General features: G+C 60.5%; 19 protein-coding genes. 7 read left to right on the top strand and 12 right to left on the bottom strand.

Annotation, left to right across the window (positions count from 1 at the left end):
* Positions 1-33: 33 nt before the first annotated feature.
* Complete coding sequence (locus HDF16_RS05875) at positions 34-486, bottom strand: MarR family transcriptional regulator (RefSeq protein WP_184214493.1); 453 nt, start codon at positions 484-486, stop codon at positions 34-36.
* An 85-nt stretch (positions 487-571) separates the two neighbouring features.
* Complete coding sequence (locus tag HDF16_RS05870; RefSeq protein ID WP_184214492.1) at positions 572-1,537, bottom strand: GlxA family transcriptional regulator; 966 nt, start codon at positions 1,535-1,537, stop codon at positions 572-574.
* A gap of 153 nt (positions 1,538-1,690) precedes the next feature.
* On the opposite strand from HDF16_RS05870, the gene HDF16_RS05865 reads away from it, so the two are divergent.
* Together HDF16_RS05865 and HDF16_RS05860 are read left to right on the top strand one after the other, a co-directional pair.
* Positions 1,691-2,251: a carbonic anhydrase gene (locus tag HDF16_RS05865; protein WP_184214491.1), complete on the top strand. Its 561-nt coding sequence runs from the start codon at positions 1,691-1,693 to the stop codon at positions 2,249-2,251.
* A gap of 131 nt (positions 2,252-2,382) precedes the next feature.
* A complete protein-coding gene (locus HDF16_RS05860) occupies positions 2,383-2,997 on the top strand; it encodes a nitroreductase family protein (RefSeq protein ID WP_184214489.1) in 615 nt (204 codons plus the stop codon).
* A gap of 918 nt (positions 2,998-3,915) precedes the next feature.
* Here the strand turns inward: HDF16_RS05860 and gcvT are convergent.
* The 3 genes from gcvT to HDF16_RS05845 form a co-directional block, all read right to left on the bottom strand.
* Positions 3,916-5,070, bottom strand: a complete 1,155-nt coding sequence (gcvT, locus tag HDF16_RS05855) for a glycine cleavage system aminomethyltransferase GcvT (protein ID WP_184214487.1) — start codon at positions 5,068-5,070, stop codon at positions 3,916-3,918.
* Positions 5,071-5,129: 59 nt separating this feature from the next.
* The gene (locus tag HDF16_RS05850) at positions 5,130-5,708 is read right to left on the bottom strand and encodes a hypothetical protein (protein WP_184214486.1); all 579 of its coding nucleotides are present in this window, start codon (positions 5,706-5,708) and stop codon (positions 5,130-5,132) included.
* A gap of 116 nt (positions 5,709-5,824) precedes the next feature.
* On the bottom strand, positions 5,825-6,352 hold the full coding sequence (locus HDF16_RS05845; RefSeq protein WP_184214484.1) for a hypothetical protein: 528 nt from the start codon (positions 6,350-6,352) through the stop codon (positions 5,825-5,827).
* 271 nt (positions 6,353-6,623) lie between these two features.
* On the opposite strand from HDF16_RS05845, the gene HDF16_RS05840 reads away from it, so the two are divergent.
* From HDF16_RS05840 to glgC, 3 genes are all read left to right on the top strand, one after another.
* Positions 6,624-6,767 (top strand): hypothetical protein, encoded by a 144-nt coding sequence (locus HDF16_RS05840; RefSeq protein ID WP_184214482.1) that lies wholly within the window; start codon positions 6,624-6,626, stop codon positions 6,765-6,767.
* 211 nt (positions 6,768-6,978) lie between these two features.
* Positions 6,979-7,341: a hypothetical protein gene (locus HDF16_RS05835; protein WP_432432235.1), complete on the top strand. Its 363-nt coding sequence runs from the start codon at positions 6,979-6,981 to the stop codon at positions 7,339-7,341.
* Positions 7,342-7,601: 260 nt separating this feature from the next.
* Entirely contained in the window at positions 7,602-8,864 is a 1,263-nt protein-coding gene (gene glgC / locus HDF16_RS05830) for a glucose-1-phosphate adenylyltransferase (RefSeq protein WP_184214480.1), read from the top strand.
* Between the two features lie 67 nt (positions 8,865-8,931).
* Here glgC and HDF16_RS05825 read toward each other — a convergent pair whose 3' ends face one another.
* Positions 8,932-9,618, bottom strand: coding sequence for a porin family protein (locus HDF16_RS05825; RefSeq protein WP_246408778.1), 687 nt, complete (start codon positions 9,616-9,618; stop codon positions 8,932-8,934).
* Between the two features lie 196 nt (positions 9,619-9,814).
* Here HDF16_RS05825 and HDF16_RS05820 point away from each other — a divergent pair, with 196 nt between their 5' ends.
* A complete protein-coding gene (locus tag HDF16_RS05820) occupies positions 9,815-10,027 on the top strand; it encodes a Sec-independent protein translocase subunit TatA/TatB (protein WP_184214478.1) in 213 nt (70 codons plus the stop codon).
* A gap of 42 nt (positions 10,028-10,069) precedes the next feature.
* Here the strand turns inward: HDF16_RS05820 and HDF16_RS05815 are convergent, their stop codons facing one another.
* Together HDF16_RS05815 and HDF16_RS05810 are read right to left on the bottom strand one after the other, a co-directional pair.
* The gene (locus HDF16_RS05815) at positions 10,070-11,020 is read right to left on the bottom strand and encodes a DMT family transporter (RefSeq protein WP_184214476.1); all 951 of its coding nucleotides are present in this window, start codon (positions 11,018-11,020) and stop codon (positions 10,070-10,072) included.
* A 12-nt stretch (positions 11,021-11,032) separates the two neighbouring features.
* Positions 11,033-12,400 carry a VWA domain-containing protein gene (locus HDF16_RS05810; RefSeq protein WP_348641255.1) on the bottom strand — a complete coding sequence of 456 codons (1,368 nt, stop codon included), beginning with the start codon at positions 12,398-12,400 and terminating at the stop codon, positions 11,033-11,035.
* A gap of 235 nt (positions 12,401-12,635) precedes the next feature.
* Between HDF16_RS05810 and HDF16_RS05805 the strand changes: the two genes are divergently transcribed.
* Positions 12,636-13,691: a VWA domain-containing protein gene (locus tag HDF16_RS05805; RefSeq protein WP_348641254.1), complete on the top strand. Its 1,056-nt coding sequence runs from the start codon at positions 12,636-12,638 to the stop codon at positions 13,689-13,691.
* A 67-nt stretch (positions 13,692-13,758) separates the two neighbouring features.
* Here HDF16_RS05805 and HDF16_RS05800 read toward each other — a convergent pair whose 3' ends face one another.
* From HDF16_RS05800 to hisH, 4 genes are all read right to left on the bottom strand, one after another.
* Positions 13,759-14,433: a HisA/HisF-related TIM barrel protein gene (locus HDF16_RS05800; protein WP_184214474.1), complete on the bottom strand. Its 675-nt coding sequence runs from the start codon at positions 14,431-14,433 to the stop codon at positions 13,759-13,761.
* A 380-nt stretch (positions 14,434-14,813) separates the two neighbouring features.
* Positions 14,814-15,605 (bottom strand): imidazole glycerol phosphate synthase subunit HisF, encoded by a 792-nt coding sequence (gene hisF / locus HDF16_RS05795; RefSeq protein ID WP_184214472.1) that lies wholly within the window; start codon positions 15,603-15,605, stop codon positions 14,814-14,816.
* Position 15,606: 1 nt separating this feature from the next.
* On the bottom strand, positions 15,607-16,062 hold the full coding sequence (locus HDF16_RS05790) for a hypothetical protein (RefSeq protein WP_184214470.1): 456 nt from the start codon (positions 16,060-16,062) through the stop codon (positions 15,607-15,609).
* 2 nt (positions 16,063-16,064) lie between these two features.
* A complete protein-coding gene (hisH, locus tag HDF16_RS05785; protein ID WP_184214468.1) occupies positions 16,065-16,676 on the bottom strand; it encodes an imidazole glycerol phosphate synthase subunit HisH in 612 nt (203 codons plus the stop codon).
* Positions 16,677-17,052 lie beyond the last annotated feature (376 nt).

The raw sequence follows: 17,052 nt of genomic DNA, 5'->3' as shown, positions 1-17,052 counted from the left end.
CCTTGGATAGGCGTGGGCACGGGGAAGGCAGGGTCAATCTTCAATGAGCCGCGCAAGTAATTTGAGTCCCTCGCGAAGTTTCTCCTGTTCTTGAAAAGAGAGCTTCTGGGAGATGGTTGTGGTGAGCCAGTCCTGCCTGGCGGCTCGGCCTTCCTCAAGCCACTTCAGATACTTCGGCGTGAGAGAGATCAGGGTCTGGCGGCCGTCGCTTGGGTCAGGCACACCGCGCACGAGGCCAGACTCCTGCAACGGCGTGACGATAGCGCTCATGGACTGCGGGCGCATGGCTTCGGCCCTCGCCAGACTGGATACAGTGGCCGCCCCATCCTGTTCGAGACGGAGAAGAACGGCGACCTGTGACAGCGTCAGATCGCTGCGTCCCCCCTGCTCGCGTGCACGGAGTTTGAGCTTGCGGAAGATCGCGCGGAGCTCCGCGGCTAGGGTCCAGGCGAGTTCGGGATGTGGAGGAGGCTTTCGATCGCTCACGGGATCAATATCTCATATCTACAGTCAAACTGTAAAGTTTGACTGTAGATCTCGCGGATCGACTGCCACGGTGGCCGGAGCCTGTCTATTCGAAGCCGGCTCGGATCTCTCTCACGCCGCGTCCGAGGCGGTTGCGCAGAAGTGTTCGCAGGGTGGCACCATCTGCGTAGCCAACCTCTGCGGCGATCGACTCGATATCATGGCTGTCGCGATGGAGAAGAGATTGGGCGTGCTCGACACGGAGATCCTGGAAGTAGGCGAGTGGAGACTTGCCCAGGACAGCGTCGCAACGACGCTGCAGGGTCCGAGAGCTGGTGGCCAGTGCTTTCGAGGCATTCTGCAAGGAGAAGCCATCTTTGAGGTTGAGCCGGGCCCAACGTTCAAAGCGAAGGATCATCGGGTCTGCTTGAGCAAGATGATTCGGAATGATGAAGGGAGCTTGCGAGGAGCGGAGATCGGCGGTCAGGTAACGAGAGACGGTGCCTGCGAGTTCGGGGCTGGCCTGCCGGATGATCCAGAGAGCGAGATCAAGGTGTCCCATGGCCGATCCGGCGGTGACACCGATATCGCAGGGCACGATCATGCGGGACTCGTCGAGCTGGACCTGCGGAAATCGCTGCCGAAAGAAGGGAGCGAGCGACCAGGTGGTGGTGGACTCCTGATGGTCGAGCAAGCCCGTCTCCGCGAGAATGAACGTGCCCATGCAGGCGGCACCGATTCGCGAGCCTTTCGCGCTCCACTTGAGTAGTTGGGAGATAGCTTCACGCACGTCTGGACGCTCGAGCTTCGTGAAGAGTTGTTCAGGGGTACTGGCGATGACGGCCGGGACGATCACCCAGTCCGGCTTCGAAGCGGGCTTGATTGGCTGGACCGGTACGGTGAGGCCCTGCGCGGTCCGTACCTTGCGACGAGTGCTGACCGTAGTGACATCGAAGCGCGGTGTTCCTCCGTGGAGCATGGCGGAGAGGGAGGCCGCTGTGGAGAAGGCATCGAGTGTAACGGCGAGTCCTGTATCGAAGACGCCGTCCAAGGCAAGGACTGTAATCCGCATGGCGCAAATGACCTCAAAAATGACGTTAGCGACAATATCATTCTAGCGTCTGGAGGCTTAGATTAGCTCTTGTTGCACATGGCCGTTCGCATTCGGCGGAAGGCTTCGACTTTCTATAGAACGTATCGCAATATATTTTTCAGGAGATTTCACATGAGCGTTATCGACACTATGCTGGAACGCAACAAAGAGTTTGCGGCACACGAGACTGCGGCCGGGAAGCTGATGCCTTCGCTTCCGAAGGCTATGCCCAACGTGAAGGCGTTGATCATTGGTTGCGCCGATATGCGGGTTGACCCGGCGCATTTGCTCGGAGTCGAGTCGGGCGAGGCCGTGGTGCTGCGCAATATCGGTGGCCGCGTCACGCCGGGGCTGATCGAGCAGATTGGCATGCTTGGCAGAATTGGCCAGGTCGCCGGAGTGGCTCCAGGCGGAGGTGGCGAGTTCCACATTGTGATCCTGCAGCACACGGACTGCGGTATCACACGGCTTGCCGGTGATCCGGCGCTGCTGGCACCCTACTTTCAGATACAGGAGAGCGAGGTCGCAGCGAAGACGGTCCTCGATCCTCGCAATGCGGTTGCAATGGATGTTGCGTCGCTGCGTGCGATTGGAGCTCTGCCGGCCTCGTGGATGATCTCCGGTATCGTCTACGACGTTGCGACTGGTCTGGTGGATGTTGTGGTTCCACCGGCACCGCTACGTAGCGCGTAGCGCGTAGATTCAGACGCACATGCAGGAGAGCGATCGCTCTCCTGCGTGTGCCGCTTGCTGGCGGAAGGCGGTTTCTAAGTTGTCGACGAATCGCTGGCCTGTTCTCTGTCATCCTGTAGGGAGGAGAGACAATGGACAACCTCGAAGCACTGAAGCACGCGCCTGCGGAACTTGGTATCCACGATCTGATTGCGAGCCGGTGGTCGCCGCGGGCTTTTAGCGATAAGGCTGTGAGCGCTGACGATCTGACCAAGATATTTACCGCTGCTTCGTGGGCGGCTTCTTCGACCAATGAGCAGCCCTGGCGGTTTCTGGTTGGGCGCAAAGGTGATGAAACGTTTGCGAAGATTCTCGAATCGCTGGTCGCGTTCAATCAGACGTGGGCGGGGAAGGCTCCTGTGCTGGTGCTGTCGGCGGGGAAGAAGACGTTTTCGCCTGGGCCGTATGGTGGCGGGGCAAATGACTATGCGTTGCATGACACGGGCGCGGCTTCGGCGACGATGTCGCTGCAGGCTATGGCGCTGGGGCTTCATACGCATGGGATGGGTGGGTTTGACAAGGAGAAGGCGCGGGCCCACTTCGGGATTCCGGAAGATTTTGAGATTGGGGCGGTTTGGGCGCTGGGGTATCTGGGGGAGCCGGATTCGCTCTCGGAGGTGCTGAAAGGGCGGGAGCTGGCGGAGCGGACGAGGAAGCCGGTGGGAGAGTTTGTATTTAGTGAGTGGGATGTTGCGGCGAAGTTTTAGCTATGGCACTGAAGGAACCCACATCTCAAATGCGAGATGTGGGGCACCCGGGCCTGTTCACCATGGAAGGAAACTGGACAGATGATCACGCTCGGGCTCGGCAAGATCCTCCCAATGCGGCGTGAGCCACCTCCCAGTAGAGCGGAAACCCTAGCGAAAACTCTATCAGAGGCGGTCGAGCGACTAAAGCTGCCATCCGAGGCGTTACAGTCTCTCTCGGAAGCGGCTGCGTGGTGTCTAAACAGATCGCTGCCACAAAACAATTTTCGTAGCAGTGAACTGGATCCTTCAGCCTTCCTCAAAGTTCCTTCGTTCGATGAGTTAGGCATAGGACTGTGGCTTGAAAGAGAGCGCGAGAGTTATCAGCTAGCAGTGGACGCGATCAATGTAAACCGCTCGACTCTCGTTCGCGATACGAATATAGAACTCGCTGATCCAGCGCTTTTGGGATCGAAGGGCAGATTGTTGCTTTACGAACCGTTGGAGACTGTCACAGACGGAGCCTCTGAAGCTAGCTCCCGCGGCTTCTTCGACATCGAGGATGCTCCTCCCTGGGATACCTGGTTTCTGTACTCATCGGGCTCAATCGTCTGTTGGGTGCCAGAGGCGATGGTCGAGATTGCACAGGAGGGTATTGATGCTAATCCCGTCGATTGCATCCACTGGTGCAACTGGCGAAAGTTGTGAGTCGGTCATGGTGGTCTGCCGTCGCGATTCGCCCCCACATCTGGCGATGAAGCGTGCCAGATATGGGGCACCCGCCGGGCTGCTTTGGTCGTGGCTGAAAGGTTCGAGTTGAGGCGGTGGTGTGAGCGGGTGGCGGGTCCTTCGACTGCATCCGGCGCAAAGGCACGCCGGACTTCGCTCAGGATGACGGCTTCTTAGGGGACGCATTTGCAGGGCAGCGGAGAGGACGAGTTAGGCGGTCTTCTTCGGGCGTTTGTAGAAGGGGAGCGGGACTATCTTGGCCGCGACTAGCTGGCCACGGATCTCTACGGCTAGTTCGGTGTCGAGGGCGGTGTAGTCGACCGGAACGAAGGCCATGGCTATCGCCTTCTTGAGGAAGGGCGAGGGGCCGCCGCTGGTGATCTCGCCGATGCGTTCGCCGGAGGGCGTGGCTACGGGGTAGCCGTCGCGGCCGAAGCCTCGGCCAGTGATTTCTAGGCCGACCAGTTTACGCTCGGGGCCGCGTGCTTCCTGGATGGCCAGGAGCGCATCCTTGCCTACGAAGCTGGGCTTGTCGAGCTTGGCGTAGCGGCCTAGATTGGCTTCGAAGACGTTGATGGTGTCGGAGATCTCGTGGCCGTAGAGGGCCATGCCGGCTTCGAGGCGGAGGGTGTTACGCGCGCCGAGGCCGCAGGGGATGATGCCGAATTCGGCTCCGGCCTCGAGGACCTCGTTCCAGACGCGCCCGCTGGTGGCTTCGTCCGAGGGGACGTAGATCTCGAAGCCGTCTTCGCCGGTGTAGCCGGTGCGGGCGATCATGACGTTGTAGAGATTGCCGGACTTCAACGTGAGCTGGCCCCAGGTGAACCAATAGTTCTTGATGGTGCTGAGGTCGGTGGGCGTCAGCTTCTGGAGAGTTTCGGCGGCGCGGGGGCCCTGAATAGCTAGCTGCGTGTACATGTCCGAGAAGTCGTTGATGTGGACTGAGGGCATGTGGCCGATGGTCTTGCGGACCCATTGGATGTCTTTTTCGCGGGTGCCGGCGTTGATGACGATGAGGTAGTCGTTGTCGGAGAGCTTGTGGAGGACCACATCGTCGACGAACGTCCCGTTGGGGTAGAGCATGGCGGAGTAGTGGGCCTGACCGATCTGTAGCTTGGAGGCGTCGTTCATGCAGAGCTGGTTGACGGCGGCGAGGGAGCCAGGGCCGCGGAGCTGAATGTCTCCCATGTGGGAGACGTCGAAGAGGCCGACGGCGGTGCGGACGGCTAGGTGCTCGGCGGTGAGGCCGGAGTATTCGACGGGCATGTCCCATCCGCCGAAGTCGACCATCTTGGCCTTGCAGGCGCGATGGGTGGCGTTAAGGGCGGTCTTGCGGAGAGCGGGAGCAGCAGTGAGAGTGGCCATGTCGATCCTTCTCGGGCGGGTGCGCCGGAGGCTTTAGGGTAGCACTGTGGGGCGGCGGCTCAGTGCTGGCGGAGCTCGTCTACCTGGTGCCGGAGAGCGATGTAGGTTGCGTCGGTGGCTGCTCCCTGGGTCTGCCAGCGTACGGTACCCTGCTCGTCGACAACGAGGATGTAGGGAAGGTTGGGATCGGAGTAGTGGACGAGGTTTCGCCAGGCTGGCTCGTTCTCTGTGATGGGCAGGAAGTGGGGCTTGCCGCGATCGGAGACGGAGGCCTTGATGCGTCCCTGGACGAAGCCGCGAAGGAGCTTCGGAACGGAGGCGAGGACTGGCATCTCGAAGTAGGCGACGGTTGGGGAGTCGTAAAAGTCGCCCGCGAGCTTCTTGCCCCAGGTGGTGACGGCGTCGCGCGAGTCCTGGCTGAAGCCGATGACGAAGATGCCGACTTTGCCTTGCAGTGCCTGGGGCAGGTCGACCTTGACGTCTGCGAAAGTGGTGCCGTGGACCGGGGGGATGCGATCTCCATTTGGGGGGATGGTGGCTGCGGTGCTGAGCGATGCCGACAGAACGATGAGGGGAACAAGCATCGCTTTGGGAGTTATGAGTTGCTTCCGGAGTATGAGGGGAGGGCGTTCGGACATGACCCCTTGGACGCGAAGAGACCGGGCGTGGTCTTCGAGGCCGCTGGATGGAGGATAGGAGGTTGAAGTGTGGTCAAAATTCGGCGGCTGGAGTTTCGCGTGTACGATTCGACCGGCTATTTACGATAGGCGCGGACGAAGCTGCTGATGCAGAAGTAGCCGAAGACGCTGGCCATGGCGACGAACGCGAGGAAGTGGAGGTGGTCGTCGTGGTTAGTTGGGGTGGAGTGGAGGTCGGCGCGGTGGATCCAGGCGGCTTGTCCGGCGAAGAGGGCAAAGATGCCGAAGAAGGAGCCAGTAATCTCCAGCCAGAGGACACCGGAGAGTTTTTTGATGGGTGCCCAGACCGAGTCGCCGAAACGCTTGCTGCCTCGGGCGACGTTCTTCCGGGTCTCTTTTGCGCGGACATGCGCCTGAACGGTAACGTGGGCTGCGGTGCGGGCGGCGTGGGCGATGGGGTCGCTGGCTGCTTGAGCAGGGGCTGCGGCTGGCTGGGGCCTTGGGGCTGCGGCTGGCGGCTGCGCTGCGGGTTTTCTGACGGGCGTCGGGTTTGGAGCAGTTGCCGCGTCGACAGCTCCGGCGATTGCCTTGGCGGCATGTCGAGCACCGAATCCTAAAGCGCGGCCGAAACGAACGGAGTCCATGAAGGAAGTGTAGCGGTTTCGGGAGTAGCAAGTCAGTGAGAGAGCGAGTTAGCGGTGTGCGTCATACGGCACGGCGATCATTCCAGCCGCATACGTCCCACCCATCCTCGCAAAGGACGCGGGTATGGATGGGGCATCCGAACCGTTGAGGCAAGTGAGGATTTCTGACGCACTCCAATCGCAAGTCAGCGGCTCGGCTGCAACGGGAGACGTTGGGGCGGCATCCCAAATAGCTTGCCGGCGATCAAGGTCGAACGGCGAGGAGGAAACGATGAAGAATGTGTTGTTCTGGGTTGGTGGGATGTGTGGAGTAGCGGCTGGGCTTGTCGTTCTGTTGCGGGGAAAGGGTAAACCAGTGGATGTTCTGGCGCACCAGCTTGAGGTGGCCTGGTCGGATCACCACACCGTGGCGTGACCTGGTGCAGGGCGTTACCGGAATAGGGCATTGCGGCGGGCTGGCGACCCGCGTATCGTAAGAGAGAAGTGAAGTGCAGGTCAGCCTTGCGCGCAATGCCGTTCCAGCCTAGTTTGTCCCGGCGGAATACCCGATGCGTGGTCACTCGCGAGTCCCATCGCAGGACGTTCGAAGTCGGACGATTTCGGTAGGAACAACAGGCAGCCCGGAGGTGGCATTGAATCAGAAGGTCAAAAAGCTCATTCAGAAGTTAGGCGAAGCGATTCACGAGTCCGTTTCGGAGTCGGAGAACATCGCTGGCGTGGTCAAGAACATTCGTGAGCAGGGCTTCGATGTGCTGCTGATGCTTGAGGCGACCATTGGTCTGAACGAAGTGGAAGAGGAAGACGCCGCGACGGTTGAATCGGCCGATGAGAGCGCGGAGGGTCCGTTCACGAAGAACGACCTGAGCTTCCTGCGGTCGTTGCGGATAAGCCTTTCGGAGAATGAGGGTGAGGTGGAGGCGGGACCGAACCAGCTTCCGCCGCCGGGCTCTTCAGACGCCAGCGCGACGGGCGAGCGTTCAGCAAATTAGGTCTTTCTAGGTGATCTGTTGCCTCGGACCGGGTGAACCGCCCCGGTCGTCGAGTGAACTGCTGCCTGACTCGATCCATGTTGTCGGGTCGTCGTGCGATAAGCGGCGATACGACTAGCTTCCCTCTCACGTGCCTCCAGGCGGGCACAGTCCAAGCGCAACTCTCATATGGTAGACTCCGGCATTCCTAGACGCGATGCATAATTCCTGCATCGGACACTAGGACAGCTAAGTCTATGGATTGAGAGGTTGGCGAAGTTATGAGAGATACCCTAGGAGTTCTTCTGGCCGGCGGGGCGGGCGAGCGTTTGTTTCCGTTGACGCGCGACCGTGCCAAGCCGGCGGTCCCGTTTGCGGGTCAGTACCGGATCATCGACATCACGCTATCGAACTGCATCAACTCCGACCTTCGCCGGGTGTACATCCTGACGCAATACAAGGCGCTCTCGCTGAACCGTCACATCCGTGAAGGCTGGGGTCCGGTGGTTGCGAACGAACTCGGGGAGTTCATCGAGATTCTGCCGCCGATGCAGCGCGTGAGCAAGAATTGGTACACGGGCACGGCGGACGCGGTGTATCAGAACATTTATTCGATCGGCGCGGAACAGCCGAAATACGTGATCATCCTTTCGGGCGACCACATCTACAAGATGAACTATGGGCTGATGCTGGACCAGCACCGCGAGTCCGGCGCTGCGGTGACGCTGGCGACGCTGCCCATTCATCCTGACGAGGTACGACAGTTTGGTGTGGTCGAGGTGGCTCGCAATGGCGAGGTCACGGGCTTCGAAGAGAAACCGGCGGAGACCAAGATGCGGTCGCCGTTCATGCCGGACATGGTGGATGCGTCCATGGGCATCTACATCTTCAACACGGACGTGCTGCTGCCAGAGCTGATCAAGGATGCGGAGGACCCGACATCGAAGCACGACTTCGGGCACAATATCCTGCCGAATATCCTGGGCAAGTACAAGATGTGCGCTTACAACTTCGTGGACGAGAACAAGCAGAAGGCGCTCTACTGGCGCGACGTGGGAACTCTCGAGGCTTACTACGAGGCGAACATGGATGTGGCTACGGTGTCGCCTACGTTCAATCTGTACGACAAGAGTTGGCCGATGCGGACTCGGTCGTATCAGTATCCACCGGCGAAGTTCGTCTTCGGTGAGCCGGGCAGGACGGGTATGGCGATCAACTCGATTGTGTGCTCGGGATCGATCGTCTCGGGAGCCGTAGTGCGGAACAGCGTTCTATCGCAGGATGTGCGCGTTAACTCGTATGCGGATGTGGACTCGAGCGTGATCTTCACGCACGTCAATATCGGGCGGCATTGCCGGATTCGGCACGCGATCATTGACCGCGACGTGCATATCCCGGATGGAACGGTGATTGGCTACGATCCGGTCGAGGACAAGAAGAATTACTTCGTGTCGCAGAACGGGCTGACTGTGGTGACGAGGGACTACTCGGTGTATGAGAATCCGGTGTCGCCGGACTTTCTGCAGCCGGGGGGAACCTGGTAAGAGCGTTGGCAGCAAGAGAATGGGCGGAGAGGATATCCTCTCCGCCCATTCTCTTGCTGCATGAAGCTTACTGCTTGCCGAAGCGGTAGATGACCCCGGCGGAGATGGCGAAGAACTCGCGGTATTCGGAGCCGAAGTGCTCGACGATAAGGTCGGGTTGGAGGCGGAGGGCGAGGTTTCTGGAGCGGTTGTAGTCGAGGCTGCCGCCGAAGGCTCCGATGGGTTTGGTGCGGTCGGTGTAGAGGCCAACGTCGAAGTTTGTCGGGCCGTTGAATTGGCCATGGGCGACGCCAACGAGCGCGTGGTAGTCGATAGCGGCGTAGTGGTTCTTGGGACCGCGATACTGCACGCCGGCCATGCCCACATTCATAAGAACGAGCTGGCGGCTGGGGCGGAAGCTGGCTGGGCTGGGAAGTACGGGGGTGGTTCCGCCTTCAAAACGATAGTCGCCAGCGACGCCGAGCCGGCTGTTCAGCCAGTAGGTGCCCATCATTTCGGCTCCGGCAAAGTTCATGCGCTTGGGCAGGTTCTGGCCAGCCTGGAAGTTCATGTAGTTGATGCCGCCGTAGACTTCGTACTTGTTGTCATAGGCGGCCTGGGCGGCGGGTCCAATCTTTCCATTCTGGGCGTATGCGGGGGCGTATGCGGCGGTGGCGAGGGTCAGCCCGAGAGCGGCCAAAAAGACTGCCTTTACTTTAAGCCCGGCGAGACGGCTTGAAGCGTCGGCGGCGCGGGCGGTCATCAATCTCAGCATTGTTCTCCAGATCTGTCTGCGAAGTTTCGTGAATCGCGTTCTGTATTCAAGATATACCGTTTCGGCTGCATCTGGCCCGGTCGCGGCATCGTAGTTCAAGAGGGGAGTCTGCGGCGAAGCCGAAGCGGCGATCCTTATGCGACAATGAAGGCTATCGGCAGGCTTTTGCAGTGGGCCGGGAGTGGGAGAGTATACGATGGGCGATCTATTTCAACCTACGCACCTGATGGTGATCGGAATTGTGCTGCTGGTGTTGTTCGGCGGCAAGAAGCTGCCTGAACTAGGCAAGGGTCTGGGCGAAGGCCTGCGCGGCTTCAAGGACGGCATGAAGGGCGTTACGGAAGATCCGGCGAAGCCTGGTGAGACGGCGCACACGGTTACTCCGAAGGCGGAAGAATCAGTTAAGTAACGTCGTACAGATTTTGCTGTACGTTGTAGCTTTGCGTCGACGCTAGAGAGTGATCATGACCACAGCGGCTCCGGCGATGGCCATACCGAGGCCCTGACGCTTACTTAGGCGCTCCTTGAGGACGATGCCTGCCAACAGGATCGTCGTCGTCGGGTAGAGCGAGGCGAGGACCGCCGCGATATCAAGGCGACCGGAACGCGTGGCCGAGATATAGAACATATTTCCGCAGGTATCGAGCACCGCGGTTGAGAGCGCCCAGAAGATGGCGGCTTTCGGCAAACCAAAGAAGGCAGCCTGAACAGGCGGAGCGTCAAGCCCGGTGGGGGTGTTTCCGTTGCGACCGGCTCTTACAACCGTCAAGGTGATGAGCAGAAGGGAGCAGGCGGTGATGCTGCCCATGCGGGCGGTGGCCATGGGCCAGACGACACCTGCCGCTCCAGCCATCTTGAGCGCTATAAAGTAAAGCCCGAAGCCGGCGCCGGCGATGATGGCAAGCATCATTGTCGAAGAGCCAGAAGCCACTGAAGGATCCTCTAGGACCCCGGTTGGGGCAGCGGCGACCATCCAGATAGCGATCCCAGCTATTGCGAATCCGGCGAGGTGCAGCACGCCGGGAGAGCCGTCGGATGCGATGGCAAAGATGGCCGGCACGGCTGCGGCGAGCAGACCGCTGACGGCGGCTGAGGCTCCCATGGCACCACGCGCCAGGGCGATGTAGAAGCAGGCTAACGAGAGGCCGCCGGTCACTCCCGCGCAGACGCCCCAAACCAGCAGCGAGCCGTGAGGCATGGTGTCGCCGCGAAGGTAGGCGAGCGTCAACAGGATGCAGAGGCTGGTGGCGTGACTGAAGAGGATGACGCGCAGGGCGGATTGGAGAGATCCGCCGGCCAGTTGAGCGCCTCTGCCGCCGGAGAAGTCGCCACCGCCCCACAGGATGGCGGCGAGCAGCCCCATGACGACGTTGCCCTGGATGGGCAGCATTGGAAAGTTCATGCCAACCCTCGCCTAGTTGCTGGGCGAGGGCGCTGGCGCTGCCGGGGTATTCGTAGTGGTGGGAATCGCGGGGCGAACGGCTTCGACGGCCGATGGATAGTAGCCATCGGGGGAGATGACGTTCAGGTTCGGGCGCAGCACGCGGACCTCGGTCTTGCGGTACTTGCCGTCGATGAAGGGCTCATGGCTGTAGTAGCCGACGGTGTACTGGGTGCGGACTTCCTTGGTGATCTCGGAGAAGCTCTCTTCGATGCCCTTGGTGCGGAACTCCGAGGCCATCTGGCCGCCGGTGGCTGCCGCGTAACGAGGGAGGATGTCGTCGCGCATCTGGAAGGGGAGGTGGTAGCGGTCGAGAAAGCCGATGATGGGCGTCGAGGAGTCGCCCACGATGGTGCCGTAGACCTGGATCTCGTGATGCTGGAGGTATTGCACAACTTCCTTATACTTCGCTTTGCTTCCGTACTCCTTGCCGTCGCTGATGACGTAGATGATGCGGCGGCGTCCCCGACCGGTCTTGGTGAGGGCGACCGCTGCTTCGAGGATCGCGTCGTTGAGTGTGTGGAGTTCCTTGGGCGCGTTGAGCACCATGCCCGGGTTGTTGCGGACCGGGGAGGTATTGGGGTCGAACTGAGAGTTATTGATTGTCGTGGTCTGCGAAAGTGGCCCGGTAAGCCCCATCACGGGATCACGGCCCTTGCCCTTGGAGCGTTCGAGCACGGCGGTCACGCGAGCGCTTTGGGCAGCGGTGAAGTCGGTCTGCATCTGCGGGCCATTGTTGTAGGTGAAGATGGCGATCTGGTCGTAGGGGGCAAAGGCACCCTGCAACGCGGCGAGAGCGTTGTTGACCTTGGTCATGGTGTCGAAGGGAACGCTCTGGTCGATGACGAGGGCGACGGAGAGCGGAAAGGGATCCGAGGTGAAGATGGCCATGCGCTGGCGGACGCCGTTCTCGTAGATTCGGACTTCGCGCCAGTCGATGCCGGGGACGAGGCGGCCCTTGGAATCCTTGACGGTGAAAGGTCTCTGAACGAAGTTGACCGTGACGGGGGCCAGGGTGAAGGCCTTGATGCCTTCGCCAGGAGCGGTGACGTCCGGCGCGGGGCCGTCGTCGACCGAAGGGGTGACCTTCTTCTGCGGATCGGTGAGGTGGGGAGCGTCAGAATCGGTGGGAGCAGGGCCGTCGCCGTTCGAGGTAGAGGTGGTGCCGATTCCGGGCGCGACATTGTTGAGGCCGGGGATCGCCTGGGGCTTGGGAGCGTCGGGAATGGTGCCGGGCTGGGACTGTGGCTGAGGCGCGTCGGGCGCGGTCTGTTGTGCGACTCCGGCGTTCTGGGCGAGCATGAGGCCAGCCAATGCGGCCGCAATTACGGTGTGCTTCACTTTATCGATCTCCAAGGTTCCCAGTGTGCAGGTTTCCCAACTACCAGACTATCAGTGTGCCGCTAGAGCGTCATCCGTGGCGATGACCGAGGCGGCATGGTGAGTTGGACGCAGGACAGGGTGGCTCCGTTGCGCGAGGCAGATTCGATCGCGGAATGGCGTGGCCGGTGCAGACGGGGCCGTGGGCGGGTAGAATTTCGCTGACTCCAGCCGGAGTCGCGCGTCTAAGGAGTGTATGCGTCTGCTTTCTGGTTTAATTCCGCGTCCCGGTATTTCTCTCGGTCTGATGACCGTCCTGTTGCTTGCCCCTTGTGCGTCGCGTGCCCAGGAGGCGCCATCGCCGGGTGGACCGCCGCCGCCGAGCTCCGCCGCGAGCCAGCAGGAGAGCGAGGACTCGCCCGTAGCAACGCTGAAGGTGCAGACCAACCTGGTGAACGTGTACTTCTCGGTGCGCGATAAGAACGGGTACATCACGAATCTGAAGAAGGACGATTGTTCGATCGAAGAGGACAAGGTCCCACAGAAGATCAAGAACTTTACGCAGGAGAAGAATCTGCCGCTGACGATCGGCATTCTTCTGGATACCAGCGGAAGCCAGATGCATGTGTTGCCACTGGAGCAGGAGAGTGGGGCGCAGTTTTTGAAGGACGTGCTGACGCCGAAGGACGAGGCCTTCCTGATCTCGTTCGACGTGAATGTGGACTTGTTGGCGGACTACACGAACTCTTCACGTGAGATCAAACGGGCGCTGGATAAGGCGCAGATCAATACCGGTGCGGGGTCGGGTTCTGTTACTGGCAATGGCGCTGCGCGTGGAACTCTGCTGTACGACGCGGTGTACCTGGCGGCTAATGACAAGTTGAAGCAAGAGGCGGGGCGGAAGATCCTTGTGCTGCTGACCGATGGAGGCGATCAGGGTTCTCAGGAGACGATCAAGACGGCGGCCGAGGCAGCACAGAAGGCGAACGCGATTGTGTACGTGATCCTGATCGCAGACCGCGGTTTCTACAGCGGGTTCGGGATGGGCTTCTCCGGGGACAGCGATATGGAGAAGCTGGCGAAGGATACCGGCGGACGCGTGATCAATGTGGGCAACGACGGCAAGCGGCTGGAGGCGGCGTTCGCGCAGATCTCGGACGAGCTGCGGACGCAGTATCTGGCCAGCTATACGCCGACGAACGAAAAGCAGGATGGGACGTTCCGTAAGCTGCAGTTGACCTGCCAGAAGGACCAGAAGGTGCAGGCTCGACGCGGATATTATGCGGTCGCGGACGCTTCGGAGGACCAGTAAGACTTCTGCGGCGAGACCCACTCATCGCGAGAGTGCCGCGATGAATGGGGCACAGGTTTTTGGGAGCTTAGGCTTCCATGGCTCCTGTGTAGACGGCCATTCCGGCTACTGCGTCGATCCCCATGGCATCTAGCTCGTCGATCTCGGCGCGTTCCTTGATTCCACCAGCGACTATGAGTTGCTTTGCGGTTGTGGAGCGGAGGATGGCGGCCACCTGCATGGGGAAGCCGGCCATGGTGCCTTCGATGTCGACGTGGGTGTAGAGGAAGGCCGAGCAATAGTCTTCGAGCCAGGTGATGGCTTCTTCGGGCGTGAGCGCGACGGTGTCCTTCCAGCCTTTGATGGCGACCTGGCCGCCCTTTGTGTCCACTGAGAAGACGAGGGCATCTTCGCCGAGTGCCTTCTTCAGGCTGGCGGCGAAGGTCTTGTTCACGCCCTCCGCGCCAAAGAGACTAGAGCCGTAGATGACGCGCTTGGCTCCGGCGGCTAACAGAGTCGCACCATCTTCAGGGGTCTTCAGTCCGCCGCCGACCTGGCAGGGGAGACGCTTGCAGACCATCTCGATGAGGGCGCGGTTGTCGCCCTGGCGCATGGCGGCGTCGAGGTCGATGAGCTGGACCATGGGGTATTTGGAGAAGCGGTCGATCCAGTAGTCGAAATCGTCGAAGGAGAGGGCTAGGCGTTCGCCCTGGACTAGCTGGACGATCTTGCCGCCCATGAGGTCGATGGAGGGGATGAGCATTTATTCCTTTCGCGGTTAGGTGCTTTGATCCAGCGTTATCGGCCCGAATGACTCGTTCGAAGGCCATTCGTCTCCACCCAACGGATAGCCTTCTAGGAAATCGATCTTGCCGTTCAGGATCCAGAGTAAGAAGCCGCATAGTTGGCCACCCACTACTGTGCTTGCAGCAAATCGCCTGTCAATCAAGGGGACTGGTGGTGGGATCGGCTCCGTCCCATCTGATACGTGGAAGGTTGTATAGAAACCGTAGCCGTTGTGCTCTCGTGATTCCAAGGTGCTCTCTGCGAGTTGGACCGATAGGGCCGCGCCGAATTCAGTTGAGGCCTCGAGCATTGCGCTAATTACTGCGGACTCAAGTGGCGTTAGGAACGATGGCGTTGTCAGCATGGCAGCCTCACGCTGATGCCCGCGCGTTGGAGTTCGGATTTGAGGGCGCGGGAGTCGGTGACGCCGAAGTGGAAGATGCTGGCGGCGAGGGCGGCGTCGGCTTTTCCGCCGCCTTCGTTGTGCGAGAAGACTTCGGCGAAGTGGGCTGCGGAGCCTGCGCCGCCGGAGGCGATTACGGGGATCTGGACGGCGGCAGAGACGCGGGCGGTGAGTTCGCAGTCGAAGCCGTTGCGCATGCCGTCGGTGTTCATGCTGGTGAGGAGGATCTCGCCGGCGCCGCGCTGTTCAGCCTCGCGGGCCCAGTCGATGACGCGCAGGCCGGTGGGCTTGCGACCGCCGCTGACGTAGACTTCGGCGTCGCCTACGGGGTCTTTCGATGAGGTGCTGCGGCGGGCGTCTATTGCCACGATGACGGCCTGCGCGCCGAAGCTGGCACCGATCTCGCCGATCAGTTCGGGCCTTGCGATGGCAGAGGAGTTGATGCTGACCTTGTCGGCTCCGGCGTTGAAGACGGCGGCAGCGTCTTCAGCCGAGCGGATGCCGCCGCCTACGGTGAAGGGGACGAAGAGCGCGGCGGCGGTGCGCTTGACCGTGTCGAGGAGGGTGCCGCGGCCTTCGTGGGTGGCGGTGATGTCGAGGAGGACGATCTCGTCCGCGCCTGCGGCGGCGTGGCGGTGGGCGAGTTCGGCTGGGTCGCCTGCGTCGATGATGTCGACGAACTGGATACCCTTGACGACGCGTCCGTCGCGGACGTCCAGGCAGGCGATGATTCGTTTGGTCAGCATTCTATTTTGCACCTACCTTTCGGAGGTTGTTCCAGATGGATCGTGCGCGAGAGGTCAGCGACTTATGCGCGTTTTCATCTTGTGACTTGTGCTGTTGCATAAGATGACTGGGGCTGTAGTTACAAAGGAGCTTCGTTTCGGTGCCGAGCCATGGCGATATCTTCGGCTCCATCGGCGAGTGGCTGAGCCACTCGCCAACTTCGGTGCTGACTAACTTGCGTAACGCTCTATCGCGCTTGGCGCTGACAGATGCTTCTTCGAGGAAGGCGCATGTCTTGAGCGTGTGCTTCAGGTCTCCGGTGCTGAGTGCTATCTCAAGGAACGGGAGCAGGAGTGATCCTAAGACTACGTGCGGCAATGGTGGATCGGCATCGAGACAGTTGAGCGTTCCCTCATCGTAGGCACGCAGTTCTGGGAGGTAGGTCAGAAGCTCATCGATGAAGGTGTCATAGGTCACGGCTAAAGCTCCACGAAGTTCTGCAGGACTTTGAGGCCGACGACGGCGGATTTTTCGGGGTGGAACTGGACGCCCATGACGTTGTACTGTTCAACGGCGGCGGTGAAGGGGCCGCCGTAGTTTGTAACCGCTGCGGTTGCTTGAACGATGGGCGCGCGCCAGGAGTGGGTGTAGTAGACGAAGCCGCCGGGGGAGATGCCGCGCAGGAGTTTCGAGTCTTCGCGAATCTCTTCGAGCGAGTTCCAGCCTACGTGCGGGGATTTGAGGTCGGTGCCTTCGAAGCTCGCCGGGAAGTGTTCGCACGCGCCAGGGAAGTGGCCGAGGCCGGCGGTGGCGGCGGCTTCGGTTGAGCCTTCGAAGAGCCACTGCAGGCCGACGCAGACTCCGAGGAACCAGGTTCCCCGGGCGACGCTCTCGCGGACGGCTTCGGTGAGGCCGCTATCCGCGAGCAATTGTGTTGCCTGGAAATGCCCGACGCCGGGAAGGACGATCTTCGCGGCCTTGCGGACGAGGTCGGGGTCTTGCGTGACAGTGATCTCGGGCGCGTTGAGGTAGGTTAGCGCCTTGACGACGCTGGTGAGGTTGCCCGCTTTGTAGTCGATGATGGCGATCATAGTGTTTGGAGAGTTAGTGTTTCATCGTTTCGATGCCGATGTAACTGATCCACAAATACGTGAGGGCAAGGCCAGAGAGCAGGACTGTTGTGCGTTTCTAGCCTGATCCAAAAGAGGCAAGAATCAGAGCTAAGACATTCAGTACGATGCCGCCAGTGTAGTAAGTAATGAATTCGGGTGAAGTGGGGTCGATGTGAGGAGTTCGCGAGATGGCGGAGCCATACAGCAATAGGTCCGCCGCAGACAGGACGAAGCCTGTGTTTGCCAAAGGTTTGCGATGTGCCGTCCAGTTCATATGCAGAAAGCCCGTTTGTAGCTAAAAGGTTCGAACGGTTGAGGTCACGTGAGCATCATCGGGATCCTTCGCTTCGCTCAG

Origin of the sequence: Granulicella aggregans (genome assembly GCF_014203275.1) — a bacterium.
Lineage (GTDB): Bacteria > Acidobacteriota > Terriglobia > Terriglobales > Acidobacteriaceae > Edaphobacter.
The sequence above is the reverse complement of the archived record's forward strand: the minus strand, read 5'-3'. Positions and strand labels throughout refer to the sequence as shown.

What these genes read in the sequence shown, in the direction of transcription:
- HDF16_RS05860 (WP_184214489.1), top strand. Translation starts at nt 2,383, where the DNA reads ATGGACAACCTCGAAGCACTGAAGCACGCGCCTGCGGAACTTGGTATC.
- HDF16_RS05825 (WP_246408778.1), bottom strand. Translation starts at nt 9,618, where the DNA reads ATGCTGAGATTGATGACCGCCCGCGCCGCCGACGCTTCAAGCCGTCTC.
- hisF (WP_184214472.1), bottom strand. Translation starts at nt 15,605, where the DNA reads ATGCTGACCAAACGAATCATCGCCTGCCTGGACGTCCGCGACGGACGC.
- HDF16_RS05815 (WP_184214476.1), bottom strand. Translation starts at nt 11,020, where the DNA reads ATGAACTTTCCAATGCTGCCCATCCAGGGCAACGTCGTCATGGGGCTG.
- HDF16_RS05800 (WP_184214474.1), bottom strand. Translation starts at nt 14,433, where the DNA reads ATGCTCATCCCCTCCATCGACCTCATGGGCGGCAAGATCGTCCAGCTA.
- HDF16_RS05805 (WP_348641254.1), top strand. Translation starts at nt 12,636, where the DNA reads ATGCGTCTGCTTTCTGGTTTAATTCCGCGTCCCGGTATTTCTCTCGGT.
- HDF16_RS05820 (WP_184214478.1), top strand. Translation starts at nt 9,815, where the DNA reads ATGGGCGATCTATTTCAACCTACGCACCTGATGGTGATCGGAATTGTG.
- glgC (WP_184214480.1), top strand. Translation starts at nt 7,602, where the DNA reads ATGAGAGATACCCTAGGAGTTCTTCTGGCCGGCGGGGCGGGCGAGCGT.
- gcvT (WP_184214487.1), bottom strand. Translation starts at nt 5,070, where the DNA reads ATGGCCACTCTCACTGCTGCTCCCGCTCTCCGCAAGACCGCCCTTAAC.
- HDF16_RS05870 (WP_184214492.1), bottom strand. Translation starts at nt 1,537, where the DNA reads ATGCGGATTACAGTCCTTGCCTTGGACGGCGTCTTCGATACAGGACTC.
- HDF16_RS05840 (WP_184214482.1), top strand. Translation starts at nt 6,624, where the DNA reads ATGAAGAATGTGTTGTTCTGGGTTGGTGGGATGTGTGGAGTAGCGGCT.
- HDF16_RS05850 (WP_184214486.1), bottom strand. Translation starts at nt 5,708, where the DNA reads ATGTCCGAACGCCCTCCCCTCATACTCCGGAAGCAACTCATAACTCCC.
- HDF16_RS05865 (WP_184214491.1), top strand. Translation starts at nt 1,691, where the DNA reads ATGAGCGTTATCGACACTATGCTGGAACGCAACAAAGAGTTTGCGGCA.
- hisH (WP_184214468.1), bottom strand. Translation starts at nt 16,676, where the DNA reads ATGATCGCCATCATCGACTACAAAGCGGGCAACCTCACCAGCGTCGTC.
- HDF16_RS05845 (WP_184214484.1), bottom strand. Translation starts at nt 6,352, where the DNA reads ATGGACTCCGTTCGTTTCGGCCGCGCTTTAGGATTCGGTGCTCGACAT.